18 protein-coding genes are annotated in these 18,908 nt (G+C 34.0%); 13 read left to right on the plus strand and 5 right to left on the minus strand.

Annotated features, from left to right (window positions below; genetic code table 11):
- Window positions 1–732: 732 nt before the first annotated feature.
- Window positions 733–1,377, minus strand: coding sequence for a flavin reductase (locus tag RMO83_RS13735; RefSeq protein ID WP_310560269.1), 645 nt, complete (start codon window positions 1,375–1,377; stop codon window positions 733–735).
- 390 nt (window positions 1,378–1,767) lie between these two features.
- Here RMO83_RS13735 and RMO83_RS13740 point away from each other — a divergent pair, with 390 nt between their 5' ends.
- Complete coding sequence (locus tag RMO83_RS13740; RefSeq protein ID WP_310560270.1) at window positions 1,768–4,164, plus strand: penicillin acylase family protein; 2,397 nt, start codon at window positions 1,768–1,770, stop codon at window positions 4,162–4,164.
- A 92-nt stretch (window positions 4,165–4,256) separates the two neighbouring features.
- On the opposite strand, the gene RMO83_RS13745 is transcribed toward RMO83_RS13740, so the two are convergent.
- Genes RMO83_RS13745 through RMO83_RS13755 form a run of 3 tightly spaced genes read right to left on the minus strand, consistent with a single transcriptional unit; the run spans window position 4,257 to window position 6,555 of the window.
- The gene (locus RMO83_RS13745; protein WP_310560271.1) at window positions 4,257–4,619 is read right to left on the minus strand and encodes a cupin domain-containing protein; all 363 of its coding nucleotides are present in this window, start codon (window positions 4,617–4,619) and stop codon (window positions 4,257–4,259) included.
- 30 nt (window positions 4,620–4,649) lie between these two features.
- The gene (locus RMO83_RS13750) at window positions 4,650–5,018 is read right to left on the minus strand and encodes a DMT family protein (protein ID WP_310560272.1); all 369 of its coding nucleotides are present in this window, start codon (window positions 5,016–5,018) and stop codon (window positions 4,650–4,652) included.
- 16 nt (window positions 5,019–5,034) lie between these two features.
- The gene (locus RMO83_RS13755; protein ID WP_310560273.1) at window positions 5,035–6,555 is read right to left on the minus strand and encodes a helicase HerA-like domain-containing protein; all 1,521 of its coding nucleotides are present in this window, start codon (window positions 6,553–6,555) and stop codon (window positions 5,035–5,037) included.
- Window positions 6,556–6,919: 364 nt separating this feature from the next.
- Between RMO83_RS13755 and RMO83_RS13760 the strand changes: the two genes are divergently transcribed.
- The 10 genes from RMO83_RS13760 (at window position 6,920) to RMO83_RS13805 (ending at window position 15,532) form a co-directional block, all read left to right on the plus strand.
- Complete coding sequence (locus RMO83_RS13760) at window positions 6,920–7,738, plus strand: MotA/TolQ/ExbB proton channel family protein (RefSeq protein WP_310560274.1); 819 nt, start codon at window positions 6,920–6,922, stop codon at window positions 7,736–7,738.
- A gap of 76 nt (window positions 7,739–7,814) precedes the next feature.
- Window positions 7,815–8,423 (plus strand): biopolymer transporter ExbD, encoded by a 609-nt coding sequence (locus RMO83_RS13765; RefSeq protein ID WP_310560275.1) that lies wholly within the window; start codon window positions 7,815–7,817, stop codon window positions 8,421–8,423.
- 18 nt (window positions 8,424–8,441) lie between these two features.
- Window positions 8,442–9,002, plus strand: coding sequence for a biopolymer transporter ExbD (locus RMO83_RS13770; RefSeq protein WP_310560276.1), 561 nt, complete (start codon window positions 8,442–8,444; stop codon window positions 9,000–9,002).
- Window positions 9,003–9,129: 127 nt separating this feature from the next.
- A complete protein-coding gene (locus RMO83_RS13775; protein ID WP_310560277.1) occupies window positions 9,130–9,918 on the plus strand; it encodes an energy transducer TonB in 789 nt (262 codons plus the stop codon).
- A gap of 232 nt (window positions 9,919–10,150) precedes the next feature.
- Complete coding sequence (locus tag RMO83_RS13780; protein ID WP_310560278.1) at window positions 10,151–11,071, plus strand: substrate-binding domain-containing protein; 921 nt, start codon at window positions 10,151–10,153, stop codon at window positions 11,069–11,071.
- Between the two features lie 18 nt (window positions 11,072–11,089).
- Window positions 11,090–12,757 (plus strand): tetratricopeptide repeat protein, encoded by a 1,668-nt coding sequence (locus RMO83_RS13785; RefSeq protein ID WP_310560279.1) that lies wholly within the window; start codon window positions 11,090–11,092, stop codon window positions 12,755–12,757.
- A 112-nt stretch (window positions 12,758–12,869) separates the two neighbouring features.
- Window positions 12,870–13,502: a 7-carboxy-7-deazaguanine synthase QueE gene (locus tag RMO83_RS13790; protein WP_310560280.1), complete on the plus strand. Its 633-nt coding sequence runs from the start codon at window positions 12,870–12,872 to the stop codon at window positions 13,500–13,502.
- 1 nt (window position 13,503) lies between these two features.
- Window positions 13,504–13,908: an energy transducer TonB gene (locus RMO83_RS13795; protein WP_310560281.1), complete on the plus strand. Its 405-nt coding sequence runs from the start codon at window positions 13,504–13,506 to the stop codon at window positions 13,906–13,908.
- Between the two features lie 20 nt (window positions 13,909–13,928).
- A complete protein-coding gene (locus tag RMO83_RS13800) occupies window positions 13,929–14,324 on the plus strand; it encodes an energy transducer TonB (protein ID WP_310560282.1) in 396 nt (131 codons plus the stop codon).
- 50 nt (window positions 14,325–14,374) lie between these two features.
- Window positions 14,375–15,532, plus strand: a complete 1,158-nt coding sequence (locus RMO83_RS13805; protein WP_310560283.1) for an aminotransferase class V-fold PLP-dependent enzyme — start codon at window positions 14,375–14,377, stop codon at window positions 15,530–15,532.
- A 52-nt stretch (window positions 15,533–15,584) separates the two neighbouring features.
- Here the strand turns inward: RMO83_RS13805 and RMO83_RS13810 are convergent, their stop codons facing one another.
- Window positions 15,585–16,289 carry a class I SAM-dependent methyltransferase gene (locus tag RMO83_RS13810; RefSeq protein WP_310560284.1) on the minus strand — a complete coding sequence of 235 codons (705 nt, stop codon included), beginning with the start codon at window positions 16,287–16,289 and terminating at the stop codon, window positions 15,585–15,587.
- 72 nt (window positions 16,290–16,361) lie between these two features.
- Here RMO83_RS13810 and RMO83_RS13815 point away from each other — a divergent pair, with 72 nt between their 5' ends.
- Window positions 16,362–16,856: a YkgJ family cysteine cluster protein gene (locus tag RMO83_RS13815; protein WP_310560285.1), complete on the plus strand. Its 495-nt coding sequence runs from the start codon at window positions 16,362–16,364 to the stop codon at window positions 16,854–16,856.
- A gap of 306 nt (window positions 16,857–17,162) precedes the next feature.
- Window positions 17,163–18,398, plus strand: a complete 1,236-nt coding sequence (locus RMO83_RS13820) for an FtsX-like permease family protein (RefSeq protein WP_310560286.1) — start codon at window positions 17,163–17,165, stop codon at window positions 18,396–18,398.
- Window positions 18,399–18,908 lie beyond the last annotated feature (510 nt).

Raw genomic sequence — 18,908 nt, forward strand, 5'->3', positions numbered from 1 at the left:
AGAAATCAACTGTCCGAAAACAGATTTTGTCGAAAAATAGCTATTTTTGTCCATCGTAATTTATGTTTTGCAATACAAAAATACGATTCTTTGAAAGAAGCCATTAATTTGGCTTCTTTTTTATCGGACAATAATGATTAAAAACATAAAAAAATGTTGTTGCTTTGGTGCTGCTTTTTGAATTGGATTTATAAACCATTTGAAACTTGGCAGTTCTAAATTTTTCAGACGAATTGGATTTAGTTTTTAAAAAATTTTGCCCTACAGTTCTTGCAGTATTCTCATCGATTTGTTTTCCAAACATAGAAAAACTCATAATAATCGTGATCAATAATAGTAATTTTGTTTTCATAAGTTATTTAATTAAGATTCAAAAATTGAAATGTTGGTTAAAAAATTGTAAGTAGATTCTAGGATTCAAACTTAGTGAAAAATATTACACATCGTGTAATATGAGAATATTATTATTATACTTTTTCGTGCAAATATTTGCACTATGCAACATCGTGGAGAAATAATAAAAGAATTGGTTTGCAGAAGTGGTTTTCCGATTAATGGGTTAGTCAAATACCTAAAGTAAGTGCAGAAGATGGATGTATGTTAAGTATGAAAACAGTAATGTGTCAATAGATATTGTTTTGCGACTCCAACGGAGTGACAAATTACCTTATATTTTGCACTATTTGATAAGCGTTTCTGGTATTACACTTAAAAAAGTGTTCATTACTGAAATTACTTTTCTGTAAAAAAAGATTTAGAAGGAGTGTCTTTTCTGGCATATTGAAAACGATCGACCAACTTGGGTAAACAATAACCATCAAGCCCATTTAGCGCAATAACATTTCCTTTGTCTATTTGCAACCAGCCATCTTTGTGTTGTAAATTTTCGTCAAAAAACAAGTTTTCAATAGAAGCCACAACATGAATGGTATCATTTTCCTTGATGTAATATTCATTCACGTACTTGCAATACAACTGAACAGGACTTCCTTTCACAAAAGGGATTATGATGTCATTTTTGTACTCTTCTTCCAAGTTTGTTTTGTCAAACTCTGAAATTCCCAATTCATAATTGGCCGAGGTGTGATGCGCATCGGCAATCATCTCTACCGTAATGTGATTCACCGTAAAGTAGCCAGTTTCTCTCATATTTTTATAGGTATCTCGTGGTACTGTAGTTGGTCTCATAATGAATCCAATTAATGCAGGATGACTGCCCAAATGGGTAACACTGCTAAAAATCGCTACATTAGGTTTTCCATCAGCAGATTTTGTAGCAATCAGATTCGCCGATTTATATCCAGTGCACGAATTGATTAAATTCAACCGCTCTATTTTTTCCATTTTGGAAATTTCTTCTTTCGAAACTCTTTTCATTGTTTATTTATTTCGGACAAAGATACTTTTTGTTTAATAAAATAAAAAATATAGTAAACAAAATTGTTGGACTACTTTAGCGAAAATTGCTAATAAATCATATATATTTGTGATTGTACTCGAAATGTTGTGCAGTTTTTAACCACATAGTCTTTATTGTGAAAACATAAGGTTAATGTTAGAAAGCTTCACTTTAACATAGATTTACATAGTCCGTTCGTCCAGATAATTATCGGGACAGGGATCATAGCTGCTATGTGCAAAAAATATTTTCTATGACAATCTTTTTAACAATTTAAAATTAATTCTATGTGGTTTAAATTTATTTTTAGTTTGTTTTCACACAAAAGCCAATAATTCATTTATATTTGTTTTTACAATTTATATAAAATGAAAAATCTGAAACGATTTCTACTGGTTACGCTATCACTAATTGTTCTTCTTGCGCTTGCATTAGTTGGTTATGCTTTTTATCTGAAGCCCACTTATGAAGGAAAACTACAACTCGAAACTATTCAAAAGGAAACCACTGTTTATTTTGATGATTTCGGGGTTCCACATATTTATGCTAATTCCGAGAAAGACGCGATGACCGCTTTAGGATTTGTTCACGCACAAGATCGTTTATGGCAAATGGAATTGATGCGGCGCATTGCTCCAGGAAGATTGTCAGAAATGTTTGGTTCGAAAGTTTTAAAGACTGACACCTTTTTTGCAGGTTTGGGCATCAATGAAAATTCTGAAAAAGCTATTGCTAAATTGGATAAAAATTCCCAAGCGTACCAACTCACCTTAGCCTATATTGAAGGGATAAACCAATATTTGGAAGAAGGAAAAACACCAATCGAATTCCAAATATTGGGAATAAAAAAAGAAATATTCACGATAAAAGACGTCTATAATATCTTTGGATATATGTCGTTCAGTTTTGCTATGGCTCAAAAAACCGACCCCTTACTGACGGATATTCGGGATAGATTGGGTGCAGATTATTTAAAAGATTTTGGTTTGGACGGTTCATTAGGAACGACTCAAATCAAAAATTTCGACGGAAAGTCTGTAGAATATGCCGAAATCTCCAAATCAGTGACAGATTTACTAGAGAAATCGCAAGTGCCGGCTTTTATTGGCAGCAACAGTTGGGTAATTGCGCCAAATAAAACTAAAAACGGAAAAGTTATTTTTGCCAATGATCCTCACATTGCTTTTTCGCAGCCTTGCACTTGGTATGAAGCCCATATTGTAGTGCCTGATTATGAAATTTATGGGTATTATTTGGCCGGAACACCATTCCCGCTTTTGGCACACAATCACAAATATGCTTATGGATTAACAATGTTCGAAAACGATGATGTCGATTTCTTTCAGGAAGAAGAATCCCGAAGCGTCGGGACAAACAACAAAAACCAATACAAAACGGCAACCGGATTTCAGGATTACAAAATCCGAAAAGAAATTATTAAGGTAAAAGACAGTGCTGATGTGGTTGTAGAAGTTAGAGAAACCCAACACGGACCTGTGATGAATGATTTATTGGTTGGAATTCAAGGAGATAAGCCTATTGCAATGTATTGGATTTTTTCACAGCAAACCAATCAAATGCTCGAAGCGGTTTATTTGCTTTCGCATTCCAAGAATTTGGTTGATTTTAGAAAAGGAGTTTCCTTAATTGCCGCGCCAGGATTAAATATTATGTATGGCGATGCCAAAGGTAATATCGCTTGGAATACTTCCGGAAAATTATATAGATTAGACAAATCTGTCAATCCAAATTTCATTTTAAGTGGAACCAATGGCATTGATGATAAAAAGGAGTTTTTGGATTTCTCCAAAAATCCTCATGCAATCAACCCAAGTTGGAATTACATCTATTCAGCCAATAATCAGCCGGAAGCGGTCGATGGGTATTTGTATCCAGGCTATTATTTACCACAAGATCGAGCCAAAAGAATTTCAGGTTTATTGGAACCCAAAAACAATTGGACGAAAGAAGATGCGGGTCAGATGATAAATGATAATTCGTCATCGATTACGCCTAGTATAGCAAAAAATCTGATTACGGCTTTGGATTTAAAATCCCTCTCCAACAACGAAAAACAATCCGTTGAAATCCTAAAAAAATGGAATGGTTCTAATAATTTAAAGGATGTGGCGCCAACAATTTATCAGAAATGGATTTATCGTTATTTAAAAAATACGTTTCAGGACGAGTTGGGAGAAGCTGATTTTAAAATGCTTTTGACCACACATATTGTCAAACAAATTATTGAGCCGCAAAGTAAAAATGAAAATTCGGTTTGGTGGGATGAGGTTACGACAAAAAACAAAAAAGAAACAAGAGCTGAAATTCTAAACAAATCTTTTCACGAAGGCATTGCAGCACTTGAAAATCAATTGGGAAAAGAGGTAAATTCTTGGACTTGGGATCGAGTTCACACCTTGGAACACCAACATCCTTTGGGACAAGTGGCTGCGTTGAGAGGCATTTTTAATGTTGGGCCTTTCAACGTTCCGGGTTCAACCGAAGTGATTAATAATCTGTTTTTTGATTTTACCGACAATGGCGAATATATTGTAAAAGGCGGACCTTCGACCCGAAGAGTTATTGATTTTTCGGATATAGAAAACAGTATGAGCATTTTGCCAACAGGGCAATCCGGAAATCCCTTTAGCAAATATTACAACGATCAGGCTGAAATGTACAATACCGGCAAGTTCAGAAAAATGAAACTGAACAAGGAAGAAATCATTAGCACTTCGACGAAATTGATTTTTCTTCCGAAATAGATTTTAATTGCAATAACAATGGCAATGGCAAAATTCAATATCAAAATTTGAATTGACATTGTCATTGCAATTGAATTTTGATATTGAATCTATTATTCCTCCCGATGCACTTTCGTAAAATCGAATGCAGGAATGCAAATTGCCATATATTCGCAAGGTTCATCAAAAGGATTGGAGTATTGAACACGCGTATTTTTCTCAATTTTTATGGATTGTCCCGCTTCAAGAATGAGGGTTTCTCCTTCGATGATAAATTGTTTTTTACCCGAAAAGATATAAGTGTATTCTTCGAACTCAGGAGTTTGAAACGGTTCTTTCCAATGTGGCGGTGCAATCATATGGGCAATTGAAATCGCCGGGTTGTTTGTGGTGGGAATTCCGTGATGTTCTTCAATGAGTTTTCCATCAGTTGTTGGAACTACAAAAGGCGTTTTTTGAATAAAGTATTTTTTCATTTTAATATTTTAATTTTATTGAGTATTTATTTATTTTTTGAACATAAAATAAACCGCCAATATTAAAAAAACAAACCCAATAACATGGTTCCATCTGAAGCTTTCATCCTTAAAGAAAAGCAACATTAAGATAACAAATACTGTAACTCCTATGACTTCTTGAATTACTTTGAGTTGCAATAAGGTAAATGGGCCATTGTTTCCAATAAAGCCAATTCTATTTGCTGGGATTTGAAAAACACAAACAAAAAAAACAATTAACCAGGTAATCAAAATCGTAAATACAATGCCCTTATTTTCAAAGAATTTATAATCTTTAAATTTTAATGGTCCATACCAGGCCAAAAAAATAAAAATATTGGCTAGTATCAATAATCCTATCGTTGTAATCGCTTTCATGTTTGTTTTTTCATAATTATTTTCTCAGCAGTTTACTCAAAACTCCAAATGCACCTCTAATAAAAGTAGCACTCGTCAGAACTTTAATTACTGATTTAGTGACAGCTCCGGTTGCATCTCCGGATTGTTTTTGTTCTCTTTCTACTGCTCTTTCTTCTTGTTGTTTAGCAACTTCTTGTTCGGCTACAGCTATTTTTTTATTCAGCATTTCATAAGCACTTTCACGGTCAATGAGTTCAGAATATTTCCTGACCAACTTTGATTTGGCATTGATTTCCTGAATTTCACTTTCTGTCAAAACATCCATTCTGCTGGTTGGCGCTCTCATCATCGTTGCGGCAAGTGGAGTAGGAATTCCTTTTTCGTTCAAGGCTGTGACTAATGCTTCGCCAATTCCCAAGCTTGTTAATAATTCATCAGTTTTATAGAAGTCAGATGAAGGATAATTATCGGCAGTTTGTTTGATGGCTTGACGATCATTTGCCGTAAAAGCTCTCAAAGCGTGTTGTATTTTCAATCCTAATTGTGCCAAAACACCACTTGGAACATCCATTGGATTTTGAGTTATAAAGTAAATTCCAACTCCTTTGGAACGAATCAGTTTTACAATTGTTTCTATTTGTTCTAATAATGTTTTGCTGGCTTCTTTGAAAATTAAATGTGCTTCGTCAATAAAAATAACCAATTCGGGTTGGTCAGAATCTCCTTTTTCAGGCATTTGATTGTAGATTTCTGCCAATAAACTCAGCATAAAAGTTGAAAATAACTTGGGTTTATCTTGAATATCCGTCAAGCGAATGATGTTGACATAACCTTTCCCATTTTCATCAAAGCGCATTAAATCATTGATGTCAAAAGACATTTCTCCAAAAAACAAATCGGCACCTTGTTGTTCGAGTTCAATTATTTTGCGTAAAATAGTTCCAGTTGTTGAGGTGGAAATTTTGCCATAACTTTCTTCAATCTCGGCTTTTCCTTCTTCGGTAATGTAATTGATTACTTTTTTGATGTCTTTTAAATCCAAAAGAGGCATTTTATTGTCATCACAATACTTGAATATCACCGAAACTACTCCGGCTTGCGTGTCATTCAAATCTAGAATTCTTGAAAATAATACGGGTCCAAACTCAGAGACTGTTGAACGAAGGCGCACGCCACTTTGTTCAGATAGTGACATTAATTCAACGGGGAAACTTGCAGTTTTGTAGGGAATATTTATTTTTGCGTGACGCTCTGTTATAAAAGCTTTTTCCTCGCCTTCTTTGGCAATACCGCTAAAATCCCCTTTGATATCCATCATCAAAACAGGAATTCCAAACGAAGATAATTGTTCAGACAAAACTTGGATAGTTTTGGTCTTTCCAGTTCCAGTCGCACCGGCAATTAATCCATGACGGTTCAGCGTTTTTAGAGGAACTTTAATATGTGCGTCAGCTAGAGCTTCGCCATCGAGCATTGCACCACCAAGAATTATGCTTTCACCTTTTGATAGATAACCATCATTAATTTGTTTTATGAAATCTTCTTTTTTGCTCATCTTATATATTGAATTAAAATCAATTGCAAGATATTATTTTTTTTATAAAAATTGTAATTGTAAGCTTTATTTAAAAAGCACTAGTTTTTTAACAAAAAAAATATACTTGTGTTTTTCAAAAGAATTTAAAACCACACTTAAATTTAATTGCAAAAGCTTATTTTGCTTTCAAAATTTGAATGTTAGATAAAATTATTGCAATTAATTTAAAACGTTAGAAAAGTCGCTTTTTTACGGTTAAGTTAAATTAGTTAAATAATAGTAAAAAAAGTTTTTTTATTTAAACTAAAAATTTAAATTTGCTTCTTAACAAAGTTTAATATAACAAAAAATAAATTATTAAATCTATTAAAATTAAAAGAAAATGGCAAACGTTAAAAAAGAAAAAGGTTCAGGTTTAGGAGGTATGATTTCAGGTATCATAATTGTTTTATGTATTTTTATGGGATGGATAATCTGGAATTTCATCATGGGTGATGGAGCAAACTTTGAAGGAGGAGTTAACACAGGTCATCCGCTTCCAGGAAATTATTTAGCAATGGTATACAAAGGAGGTCCTATTGTACCCGTTTTGATGGGATTGCTATTAATGGTAATTGTCTTTTCATTCGAGCGTTATGCTGTAATTTCTAAAGCTGCAGGAAAAGGAAATTTAGATAAATTTATGGATGATGTTCAAAAAAGCATCAAAACAGGAGATATCGAAGGTGCAATCGTAGCTTGTGACAAACAACAAGGCTCTGTTGCCAATGCAATTAGATCTGCATTAGTTAAATATCAAGGTGTGAAAAAAGAAGGTTTAGATAGTGAAGCAGCTGCTGAAACAATTCACAAAGAAATCGAAGAGGCTACATCACTTGAAATGCCGATGTTAGAAAAACACATGACTATTCTGTCAACTTTAGTTTCTTTAGGAACTCTTGCCGGATTATTAGGAACAGTTACGGGAATGATTAAAGCGTTTGGTGCATTAGCAAGTTCAGGTACTCCTGACCAAGCGATGTTGGCAAATGGTATTTCTGAGGCACTTATTAATACTGCAACAGGTATATCTACTTCTGCATTAGCAATTATTGTTTATAATTTATTTACTTCAAAAATCGATACTTTAACTTATTCTATCGATGAGGCAGGTAACACAATAGTGAATACTTACAGACATTTTAGAGGTACACAAAAATAATTAGTAATAATTTTTAAGGATTTAGCGTTGTATTGTTTACGAGCGCTAAGTCTTTACTAATTTAAATATAAAATTAATGGCTGGAAAATCGTCTAAAAAAGCAGCGTCTATTGATATGACGGCTATGTGTGATGTGGCTTTCCTTTTGCTTACTTTTTTTATTTTGACCGCTACGGCCAAAATACCAGAAGCATTGCCTGTGGATACGCCATCATCAACGGTACAAACCAAATTGCCTGAAACGGATTTGGCTACTTTGACCATTGGTAAAGGAAAAGTGTTTTTTGATTTGAAGGGAAGAGAAGTTCGTAAACGAACTCTTGAATTGATGGGTCAAAAATATGGGGTTGAGTTTAATGATGATGAAAAATCAAAATTTGCATTGATGGAGGGAATTGGAGTTCCTGTTCAAAATCTCAAACAACTTATCGGAATGAAAACCGCCGAACGTAGTAAGGCAGGTCAACCGGGAGTTCCTAAAGATTCGCTTGATAATCAACTAGCAGAATGGGTTCAAAATGCTCGAATTGCTAATATTGAATTGAATGATAAGGAATTGCAAATTGCTATAAAAGGGGATGCAAAAGAAGAATATCCATCGATCCGAAAAGTAATGGATATTTTACAAGACCAAAAAATCAATAGTTTTAGTTTGGTTACCGGTTTAAGAGGAAAGAATTTTTAATTAAAAAAATACACTAAAATGGCTGAATTAAATACAGGCGACAGTGGAGGAGGTAAGGACAAAAAAGTAAGAAGTAAAAAACAAAATTCAAAAGTAGATTTAACTGCTATGGTGGATTTGGCTTTCTTGTTAATCACGTTCTTTATGCTTACTACGACCTTGTCGAAACCACAATCTATGAATTTGGGGTTGCCAGATAAACAAGATGATCCTACCGACAAACCAATCAAAGTAGATGAATTTCGAACTATGACGATTCTATTGGGTGATAATGATAAACTACTGCGATACAATGGTTTGTTAGCAACTCCTGTTCCGGGCGGTGCACCTAAAGACTTTACATATGGTAAGGAAGGTATTCGTAAAGAATTAATGTCAAGAAAAGAGGCTGTTTTAGCCTATTCTACTGCAAAAGGAAAACCGAAGAACGGAATGATTGTTATTATTAAACCGGGCAAGAAGTCTAACTACCGCAATTTAGTTGATATTTTGGACGAAATGGCAATTGTGGATGTACCAACGTATGCCATCGTAAATGATTTTTCACCCGAAGAAAAAAAATTGTTAGAAGGAAAATAAGATGTGTTCTTATAACTCAATAACCTCATAATTAAGAAATGTGAAGTGAGCATAGACAGATTGGATATATTACTAATTTTGATATGCGAATTACATATGACTTTTAAAAATAAATAAATATCTACTTATGAAATTAGATTTATTAAACAATCATTGGCTTGAAATTGTTTTCGAAGGGCGTAATAAACGTTATGGTGCTTACGATTTGCGAAAATCAATAACTAAGAATACAGCAAGAGCTTTTATCATTGGAACTGTTGTTTTTTCTCTTCTTGTCAGCATACCAACAATCATGCGAATGATTCCTGATGCGCAAGAAGATACTACTTTAGATCAAAAGATAACTACTGTAAAGATGCCTCCAAAAGAGAAACCAAAGGAAAATCTTCCACCACCTCCGCCACCACCTCCAAAGGTCGATCAAGTGAAATTTGTGAAGCCTGTGGTTGCCAAAGCAGATGAAGTAGTTGAGGAGATTGTTGTTATCAAAGATCTTAAAGATAAAAATATTGGAAAGGAAACCATAAAAGGAGACCCAGACGCTGAGTTAACAGTTGAACCAGTAGGTACAGGTGTTGCCGCAGTTGTAGAAGAAGACAATACAGTTTACAACACCGCTGGTATTGAGGTTAAACCCGATTTTCCAGGGGGAATAGAAAAATTTTACAATTTTATCGCCAAAAACTATCAAACCCCTGAAGAAGAAGGACTTAAGGGCAAGGTGTTTGTTTCATTCGTGGTTGAAAAAGATGGTTCATTGACAGATATTAAAGTTTTAAGAGATATTGGTTACGGAACCGGAAAAGAAGCTATACGTGTATTAAACAAGTGTCCTAGATGGTCACCTGGGGAGCAAAATGGTAAAAAAGTAAGATGTACTTATAGTTTGCCAATTAGCATTCAATCAGCTGAATAATGACAAATAAAATCATTCAAAACTTTAAAAAGAAATCGCTCAAAGAGCGGTTTCTTTTCGTTATGGGTATGCTGGTATTTATATCCTATTTCATTTTGGGTTTAATTTTTATATTTTGGAAATCTATGCCTATTGCAATGGATTCAGTCTATAGAATGTCTTTTGGCGTACTTTTAATTGTATATTCTTTTATACGCTTTTTTAGGGTTTTTAACTTAAATAACGAATAAATATGTTTAAACACAACAAACTTTTTTTATTATTATTCTTATGTATTTGTTTGGTTACTTGTAACAAATCAGACCAGTCTAAAAATGGCAAGGAATCTATTTTAAAAGGTGTTGCAACTATCTTTGTGGATGAGACTTTGACCCCAATTGTAGAAGATCAGGTTGCCATTTTTGAAAGCAAGTACGACGCTAAAATTGATATTAGTTCTAAATCGGAAACCGAAGTACTGAATTCATTGTTAAGTGAAAAGTCAAGTATTGCAATTTTGACGCGCAATTTAACACCAAATGAAAATAAAATCTTTGAGCAAAAAAAAATTACACCAAAAATAACTAAATTTGCCACCGACGCGATTGCTTTTATTTCAAATAATAGCAATAAAGACACTTTGATTGAGTTAAAGAGTGTAATAGAGTACATGCAAGGAAAGCAAAATTCGAAAATTAAAGGATTGGTTTTCGATAATCCGAATTCGAGTACTGTTCGTTATATGAATCAACTTGCTGGAATTGATGCTATCCCAAAAGAGGGAGTTTACTCTTTCAAGACGAACCAAGAAGTTATTAAGTTTGTGGCCGAAAATGATGGGATGATAGGTGTGGTAGGAGTAAACTGGTTGACACAGCCAATGCCAATTATGGAAAAGTATGTTGAAAGAGTTAACGTATTGAGTGTGAAAAGTCCAATTAGTAACAAATTTTACTTACCCAGTCAAAACAACATTGCGGAAGGTAAATATCCTTTGGCACGTGATTTGTATATCATAAATGCACAAGGGTATTCGGGATTAGGAATGGGTTTTGCTTCCTTTGTCGCAGGAGATATTGGACAAAGAATAATTTTAAAGTCAGGATTATTACCCGTAAGAGTGCCAGGCAGAAGAATAAATATTAGGAATGGCATAAGTAATGATAAAAATTAAATACAAATACAAAACAAGATGAACACACTTAAAATTTTTAGTATAGCTTTTTTAACATCAGTTACTCTTGGGTTTGCCCAAGATGTTAACCAAGCAAGAAAAGCAGTCGATGCAGAACAATATGAAAAGGCAAAATCGATTCTAAAATCGATTCTAAAAGGTAATCCTGCGGATGGCAGAGCTAACTTTATATTAGGTAACGTCTATCTTATTCAGTCTGTAACAGATTCAGCAAAAATTGCCTTTCAGAAAGGATTAACGGGAGCTGACGGTGGCAGACTTAATTACATTGGTTTAGGTGTTATAGATCTAGATAACGGAAATTCAGTTGCTGCTGATTCAAATTTTGCATTAGCGTTGAAAGATACAAGAAAGAAAGATATTGAGGAATTGACAGCCATAGGAAGAGGGTACACCTATTCTGCAAAGCCGAATTATAAAAAAGCGATTGAAGTTTTAAACAAAGCGAAACTCATAAATTCAAATGATGCTTTAGTTCAGCTAGCTCTCGGAGATGCTTTCTATGGTGATAAAAACCAAAATGAGGCCTATGCTGCTTACAGAAATGCTTTTCAGTTTGACCCTACTTTGTTGAGAGCAAAAATGCAATTAGGAGTTTTATTAAAAGGAGCAAAATCTTATGATGAGGCGATCAAATCTTTTAATGAAGTTATCGCTTTAAATGCAAATTATGGCCCGGTTTATAGAGAATTAGCTGAAACGTATTACAAATGGGGAAGAAATAAACCATCTAAATCCTCAGAATACATGCAAACGGCTATTGGATATTATGAAAAATATCTTAGTCTTACCGATTACTCTTTGAATTCCAGAATGCGTCACGCTGACTTTTTGGTTCTTGTAAAAGATTACAAAGCATTAGAAGTTGAAGCCAATAAAATGAGTGAAATGGATAAAGTCAATCCTAGGATCTTTCGATATTTAGGCTATTCTGCTTATGAAAATGGTAATGTTGACGTGGCGATAAAATCGTTAGAAAGTTTCATTGCTAACCCTGTTAATAAAGTGATTGCTAAAGATTATTTATACTTAGGAAATGCAAAATTCAAGAAAGGAATGAGCGCTGATGGATTATCAATGGATCCTATTTTATATAATTCAGGTATAGCAGATATTAAAAAAGCGATAGAAATTGAGCCTTTGATTATTGAGGATTTGAATGAAGTTGGAAAGAAGATGTTTGGTTTAAAGTTATATAATGAAGCCAGTACAATATTTGAGTTTGGAACGACTAGTACTGAATACAAAAACTATATTGAGGATAATATATATTATGGATTGTCAATTTACTACGCCAACTTAAAGAAAGATGTAGTTGTTGATAAAGCAGCTTTACAAAAAGCAGATCTTGCATTTGAAAAAGTAATTCAAGCGTCTCCAACCTATCAGGATGCTTACATTTATAGAGCAAGAACAAATGCAGTGTTAGAAAATAATGACGTAATGAAAAAAAATTACGAAGATTTTATAGCAAAAGCAACTGAAAAGGGAGCTGAAGAAGTTGCAAAACCACTGGTAAAGAAAAAATTTATAGAGTCTTACAATAATATTGCTTCTACATATTTAACAACTGATAAAGTAAAAGCAAAAGAGTTTGTGAATAAATCATTAGAATTAGACCCTGCTGATAAACGCGCATTAGATTTATTGGCTTTCTTAAAATAGTTAGTAAGACAATATTCATATTTAAAACCGATGGTTTCAATAAACTATCGGTTTTTTTATGCAAACAAGTCAACGTTTTAAATTCACTATCTTTGCACTTTAAATTAAAAAAATGTTATCAAAAGAAATACAATTAGAAGTTAATAAAGGAGCAATGCTTCCTTTGATGGAAGAATTTTATACCATTCAAGGCGAGGGATTTCATACAGGAACAGCAGCTTACTTTATAAGAATTGGTGGTTGCGACGTAGGGTGCCATTGGTGTGATGTCAAAGAAAGTTGGAATGCCGAATTGCATCCGCCTACAGCTATCGATTTAATTGTTGCCAATGCTAGAAAATATGCCGACACAGTTGTAGTAACTGGAGGCGAACCCTTGACTTGGGATATGACTTTGCTTACGCAAAAGCTAAAAGACCAAAACCTCAAAGTGCATATAGAAACTTCGGGTGCGTATGAACTTACAGGGAGTTGGGATTGGATTTGTCTTTCACCAAAGAAAAATAAATTGCCAACACAAACCGTTTATGACAAAGCCCACGAATTGAAGGTTATAATTTTTAACAAACACGACTTCATATTTGCCGAAGAACAAGCAGAAAAAGTGAACCAAAATGCTATTTTATTTCTCCAACCAGAATGGAGCAAAAAGGAAGAAATGACACCGCTAATTGTAGAATATGTGATGAACAATCCAAAATGGCGTGTATCTTTACAAACACATAAATACTTGAATATTCCTTAATATGAAGCACTTTTTACTTCTAGTAATTTCCTTTTTTTTAATTCAAATTGTTTCAGCACAAGAAAGCGAACTCCTGATGGAAACGGAGCTTGTTTCGAGTCCAGACGTTTCCAATCCTAAATTTAATGGTGTAGATTTCAATAAATTTTATGAATTTATACATCAAGAATTTAATTATTCGACTGTAACTAAAGCGGGTAAAATTGTGGTTTCGTTTACTGTTACTGAAGTAGGAGAGGTCAAAAAGATTAAAGTTTTAGAATTTCCAAACATTGAAGCAGCTTCAGAAATTATAAGAGTTTTGAATAAATCTCCAAAATGGGAACCTGCTAAGCGTGCCGGAAATCCGTTTAGTGTAGTAATAAAAATGCCTTTGCTCTTCAAACAAAAAATAATTCTAAAATAAAAACAAACAATAGTAATCTTATGAAAAAAATTCTAATTATTACAATCGCTTTTTTCTTTTCTCATATTGTTTCGGCACAAGAAAAAACAAATGTCACTGATAATAACATTTATAATGTTGCTGGGATTGAAGTGAAGCCCGAATTTCCTGGCGGCATTGACAAATTCTATACATTTATCGCAGAAAATTATAAAACGCCAAAAGTTGAAAAGTTGTCAGGTAAAGTGTTCGTGACCTTCATAATTGAAAAAGACGGTAGCATCACTGGAATTAAAGTCTTGAGGGATATTGGATATGATACAGGGAAAGAAGCTATACGAGTTTTAGCGCTCTCTCCAAAATGGATGCCTGGCCAACAAAATGGTAAAACGGTTAGATGTACTTATGCTTTGCCAATAAACATAGTTGCTAGATAGTTTTTTCAAAACAATTTTTGGTATTATTTATATAAACAAAAAATCAAAAAATGAAATCCCAATTCCTTTTAGATAACAATATCACTTTCCTAAATCACGGTTCTTTTGGCGCTTGTCCAAAACCTATTTTTGAGGAATACCAACGTTTTCAATTAGAATTAGAAAACGAACCGGTTTATTTTATTCAAAAAAAAATGGCAGGCTATTTGAAAACTGCTAAAGAAAGTTTGGCAAAATACATTGGATGCGATGCCAATGATTTCTTTTTTACGCCGAACCCAACCTTTGCCATCAATACCATAATGCGAAGTTTGCATTTGAATGCGGGCGATGAAATCCTGACAACGAACCACGAATATGGTGCAATGGATAGAACATGGAATTTCTATTGCAAAAAATCTGGAGCCAAATACATTCGTCAAAATATCTCACTGCCTTTGGTTTCTAAAGAAAAAATGCTTGAAGAATTTTGGAGTGGTTATACTTCTAAAACGAAGATTATTTTCTTAAACCAAATCTCAAGTTGCACCGCTTTGATATTTCCAATTAAAGAAATTTGTGATAAAGCCCGTGAATTGGGATTGATTACCATTATCGATGGTGCTCACGTTCCGGGTCAAATGGATTTGGATATTACAGAATTAAACCCGGATTTTTACACAGGAACGCTACACAAATGGATGTTGGCGCCAAAGGGCAGTTCTTTTCTATATGTAAAGCAGCGTTTTCAGGAAATGCTAGACCCACTTATTGTGGGTTGGGGTTACGAAAGTCTAACTTCAGGCGAAAGCCAATTTTTAGATTATCAAGAATACCAAGGGACAAGAGAAATTTCGGCATTTTTGTGTACGCCAAAAGTGATAGACTTTCTAGAAGAAAACAATTGGAAAACCAAGGCAAAAGAATGCAGACAAATCGTATTTGATAATTACCAGCGTTTTTGCGATTTGCTTGGAACGCAACCTATTTGCCCAATTACCGATGAATTTCTAGGACAAATGGCAAGTATTCCCATTAAAACTTCAAATCCTGTTGGCTTGAAGGACTTGCTTTTCAATACATATAAAATCGAAATTCCGGTAATGCCATTGAACGGGACTTATTTTTTAAGGTATTCTATAAATGGGTATAATTCAAAAGAAGATTTAGATATTTTGTACAAAGCTTTGCAAGATATAATTAAAACAACGGACTTGATTGAATTGTAAAGAATGCGAAAGTTTTATCTTTCTTCTTGCTTCTTTCTTCTTTTCTCTACTGTTAAATCGAAAGCTTCGCTAAATAGTCGTAATGATCACCTTCCATTAGTAGTTCACACTGTAACCCATTGGCGAAAGCCGCATTTTGCAAGGTATTATAATCAAGATAGAGCCAAGGAAATGTATCTTCAGTTTCATTCTTATAGGAAACAGTAAAAGTCAATTCGCCATAATAGGCATCACCTGTAATCCATTTTCCGCCATCGTCATCATCGTCGAACATATAGATGATGTCCGAAGAATCTATTAGAATTTGTCCATTTGGATGTAGAAGACTTTTTAGTTTCAGTAAAACGTTGGGCGTTTCTTTCAGTGTTCCAAAAATCCCAGTTCCATTCATTAGTAATAAAATAGTATCGAATTTTTCATTTTCCAAAGTCATTACATCCTGCACAATAGCTTTTTTCAAACATCGAAGCCTACAAGCTTGAATGGCATTTACTGAAATGTCTATTGAAGTGACGTCAAGATTTCTATCATTTTGTAAACTCAAACTGTGACTTCCTGCGCCACAACCCACATCGAGAACTTTCCCCTTGGCAAGTTGCAAAGCTTTTTGTTCTAATTTCGGCATTTCGTCATATGAACGAAAAAGATAGTTAACGCTCATTTCGTCTTTCTCGGAAATATTAGTTTCAGTGATTAAATCTTCGGGACAATTATTAGTTTGAAAATCGAGTATGGCTTTTCCGAAAAGATCTTTCATAATTTTAGTTTCAGGTTTAAAGTTTCAAGTTTAAAATGTTCTAATTTTGCAGGACAACTTGAAACCTGAAACTTGAAACAAATTCTAAACAATCTTCCTAAAGAGGCCAAAGATAAGCATATCGAAAACAAAAAGTATTTTGATAAGCTGAAAAAAAAGCAACCTAAGAATTTAGATTATGTAATGCAGGAATTGCACAATGCCGAATTCAAAAAAACAGATTGTTTACAATGCGCTAATTGTTGTAAAACCATTGGGCCACTATTCACATTGGCAGATATTGAACGCATTTCAAAACATTTGCGTCAAAAACCACAACAATTTATCGACCAATATTTGCGCGTTGACGAAGACAAAGATTATGTGTTACAAAATGTTCCTTGTAGTTTTCTAGACACTGACAATAGCTGTTTTATTTATGATGTTCGGCCAAAAGCCTGCCGTGAATTTCCACATACCGATAGAAAAAAGTTTCAGCAAATTACTGATTTGACCTTGCAAAACGTAGCAATTTGTCCCGCCGCTTTCAATATCGTTGAAGAAATGAAGAAGAGAATGCCGTTGTGATTTATAATTAATACATTTTTATAGCAAAAGAATAGTAAAACCACTATTTTTCATCAGTGTGCAAGTATAGGGCATTCGCGTTTAAAATTTTCAGACATGGATTGCACGAATTAGCACAAATTGTATTAATTTTTAAAATTGAATTACACGAATTTTAGTTATTTAAAAATTCGTGCAATCAAAACAGATTGAAATCTGTGTAAATTTGTGAAATTTGTGTCAACTTTTTTTAAAAGCGAATGCCGTGGTGCAAGTCTGTAATCGGGGGCAAAAAACTTTATGTATCTTTGTGATAAATTAAGAATTTTGAATTTAGAATATTTCATAGCCAAAAGACTCATAACTGCTAAAGACTATAAAAGTAGCATTTCGGCACCAATTATTAAAATTGCCATTTTAGCGATTGCTATCGGAATGATTATGATGATTGTCTCGGTTGCCACTGGAATTGGATTGCAGCATAAAATTCGGGATAAAGTTTCGGCTTTCAATGGGCATATCATAATTTCGAATTACGACAACAATCAATCCGAAGTTACTCTAGTTCCGATTTCAAAAAACCAAGATTTTTACCCAAAATTCAATTCTGTTCCTGGAGTAAGTCATATTCAGGCCATTGCTAGCAAAGCAGGAATCATTAGAACCGAAACAGCTTTCGAGGGAATAATTCTCAAAGGCGTTGGCACAGACTATCAATGGAATAGCATAAAGGAATATATTGTTTCTGGTCAGTTGCCCGATTTTTCCAAAAACCTTAATCAAGAAGTTTTAATTTCCCAATTACTAGCCAACAGGCTAAACCTAAAAGTGGGAGATGCATTCAATACTTTTTTCATCAAAGAAGACCAGAATAAATTGCCCAATATTCGGAGATTCAAAATTGCAGGAATATTCAATTCTGGATTTCAAGATTTTGACGCAACCTATGTTATCGGCGATATCCGTCACATTCAACGAATCAATAAGTGGAAGCCTGATCAAGTGGGCGCATTCGAAGTTTTTGCAAATGATTTTACCAATATCACAGCCATTGGCGAACAAGTCTACGAGCAAACATCCTCAACGCTCGACACCAAAACCATAATCGAAAAATACAGTTACATATTCGAATGGCTAAAACTTTTCGATTTAAATATCATAATAATACTCGCCGTAATGATACTAGTTGCCACCATCAATATGGTAGTCGCTTTATTAGTACTCATCCTCGAACGTACTCAAATGATAGGAATACTCAAAGCATTAGGTTCTAACAATTGGTCAGTTCGAAAAATATTTCTTTACAATGCTTTTTATCTTATAATAAGAGGACTGTTTTGGGGAAACTTAATAGGCATTTCTCTGTTGTTAATCCAACAGTATTTTGGAATCATCCACCTCAATCCCGAAAATTATTATGTCAACCAAGCGCCAGTAGATATCAATTTGGGATATATAGTGCTGCTAAATCTTCTTACAGTCACAGTTTGTTTCGTAGTGTTATTAATTCCTTCCTATATAATAACCAAAATTTCTCCAGTAAAAGCGATCCGTTTCGATTAATTTATAATAGTCATTGCGAGGCACGAAGCAAACAACGTTCACTGAACTCCGATGAAAATAGAAAATAAGTGAAGTAATCAGGAGCTTCATCCTGCTATCCGTTTCAATCTCTTGTGCCGAACCCCGGCACAAGAGGATTTTTACTGCTATCAGGGCTATGGCAATCATTTTCATAAAGAAATCCTTTTTAAAAATGCACTTATGTTTAGAAGTGCTCTCAAGAAAGAAATCCACCAATTCCGTGATTCCACTTCAGCAAATAGTTGATACTACACCTTACATTTATAAATCTAGATACCCATAAATGCAGTAAAACTATTCAAATCCTCAAAAAGCCAGTCTCAAAATCACAAAACAGCAAAAAATCACCCTTGTAAATATCGAAAAACCAGTAACTTAAAAAATACTTTAGAAAAAGGTTCAAAAAAGCCTTGTATAACTGAATAAACAGACTACTTTTGCACCCGCATTGGCGCACAAGTTCATAAAAATCCTGACAAACTAAAAGCA

Origin of the sequence: Flavobacterium sp. (assembly GCF_031423415.1) — a bacterium.
Taxonomy (GTDB): Bacteria; Bacteroidota; Bacteroidia; order Flavobacteriales; family Flavobacteriaceae; genus Flavobacterium.

What these genes read in the sequence shown, in the direction of transcription:
- RMO83_RS13735 (WP_310560269.1), bottom strand. Translation starts at nt 1,377, where the DNA reads ATGAAAAGAGTTTCGAAAGAAGAAATTTCCAAAATGGAAAAAATAGAG.
- RMO83_RS13745 (WP_310560271.1), bottom strand. Translation starts at nt 4,619, where the DNA reads ATGAAAAAATACTTTATTCAAAAAACGCCTTTTGTAGTTCCAACAACT.
- RMO83_RS13770 (WP_310560276.1), top strand. Translation starts at nt 8,442, where the DNA reads ATGGCTGAATTAAATACAGGCGACAGTGGAGGAGGTAAGGACAAAAAA.
- RMO83_RS13775 (WP_310560277.1), top strand. Translation starts at nt 9,130, where the DNA reads ATGAAATTAGATTTATTAAACAATCATTGGCTTGAAATTGTTTTCGAA.
- RMO83_RS13795 (WP_310560281.1), top strand. Translation starts at nt 13,504, where the DNA reads ATGAAGCACTTTTTACTTCTAGTAATTTCCTTTTTTTTAATTCAAATT.
- RMO83_RS13790 (WP_310560280.1), top strand. Translation starts at nt 12,870, where the DNA reads ATGTTATCAAAAGAAATACAATTAGAAGTTAATAAAGGAGCAATGCTT.
- RMO83_RS13755 (WP_310560273.1), bottom strand. Translation starts at nt 6,555, where the DNA reads ATGAGCAAAAAAGAAGATTTCATAAAACAAATTAATGATGGTTATCTA.
- RMO83_RS13810 (WP_310560284.1), bottom strand. Translation starts at nt 16,289, where the DNA reads ATGAAAGATCTTTTCGGAAAAGCCATACTCGATTTTCAAACTAATAAT.
- RMO83_RS13805 (WP_310560283.1), top strand. Translation starts at nt 14,375, where the DNA reads ATGAAATCCCAATTCCTTTTAGATAACAATATCACTTTCCTAAATCAC.
- RMO83_RS13740 (WP_310560270.1), top strand. Translation starts at nt 1,768, where the DNA reads ATGAAAAATCTGAAACGATTTCTACTGGTTACGCTATCACTAATTGTT.
- RMO83_RS13750 (WP_310560272.1), bottom strand. Translation starts at nt 5,018, where the DNA reads ATGAAAGCGATTACAACGATAGGATTATTGATACTAGCCAATATTTTT.
- RMO83_RS13800 (WP_310560282.1), top strand. Translation starts at nt 13,929, where the DNA reads ATGAAAAAAATTCTAATTATTACAATCGCTTTTTTCTTTTCTCATATT.
- RMO83_RS13780 (WP_310560278.1), top strand. Translation starts at nt 10,151, where the DNA reads ATGTTTAAACACAACAAACTTTTTTTATTATTATTCTTATGTATTTGT.
- RMO83_RS13765 (WP_310560275.1), top strand. Translation starts at nt 7,815, where the DNA reads ATGGCTGGAAAATCGTCTAAAAAAGCAGCGTCTATTGATATGACGGCT.
- RMO83_RS13760 (WP_310560274.1), top strand. Translation starts at nt 6,920, where the DNA reads ATGGCAAACGTTAAAAAAGAAAAAGGTTCAGGTTTAGGAGGTATGATT.
- RMO83_RS13785 (WP_310560279.1), top strand. Translation starts at nt 11,090, where the DNA reads ATGAACACACTTAAAATTTTTAGTATAGCTTTTTTAACATCAGTTACT.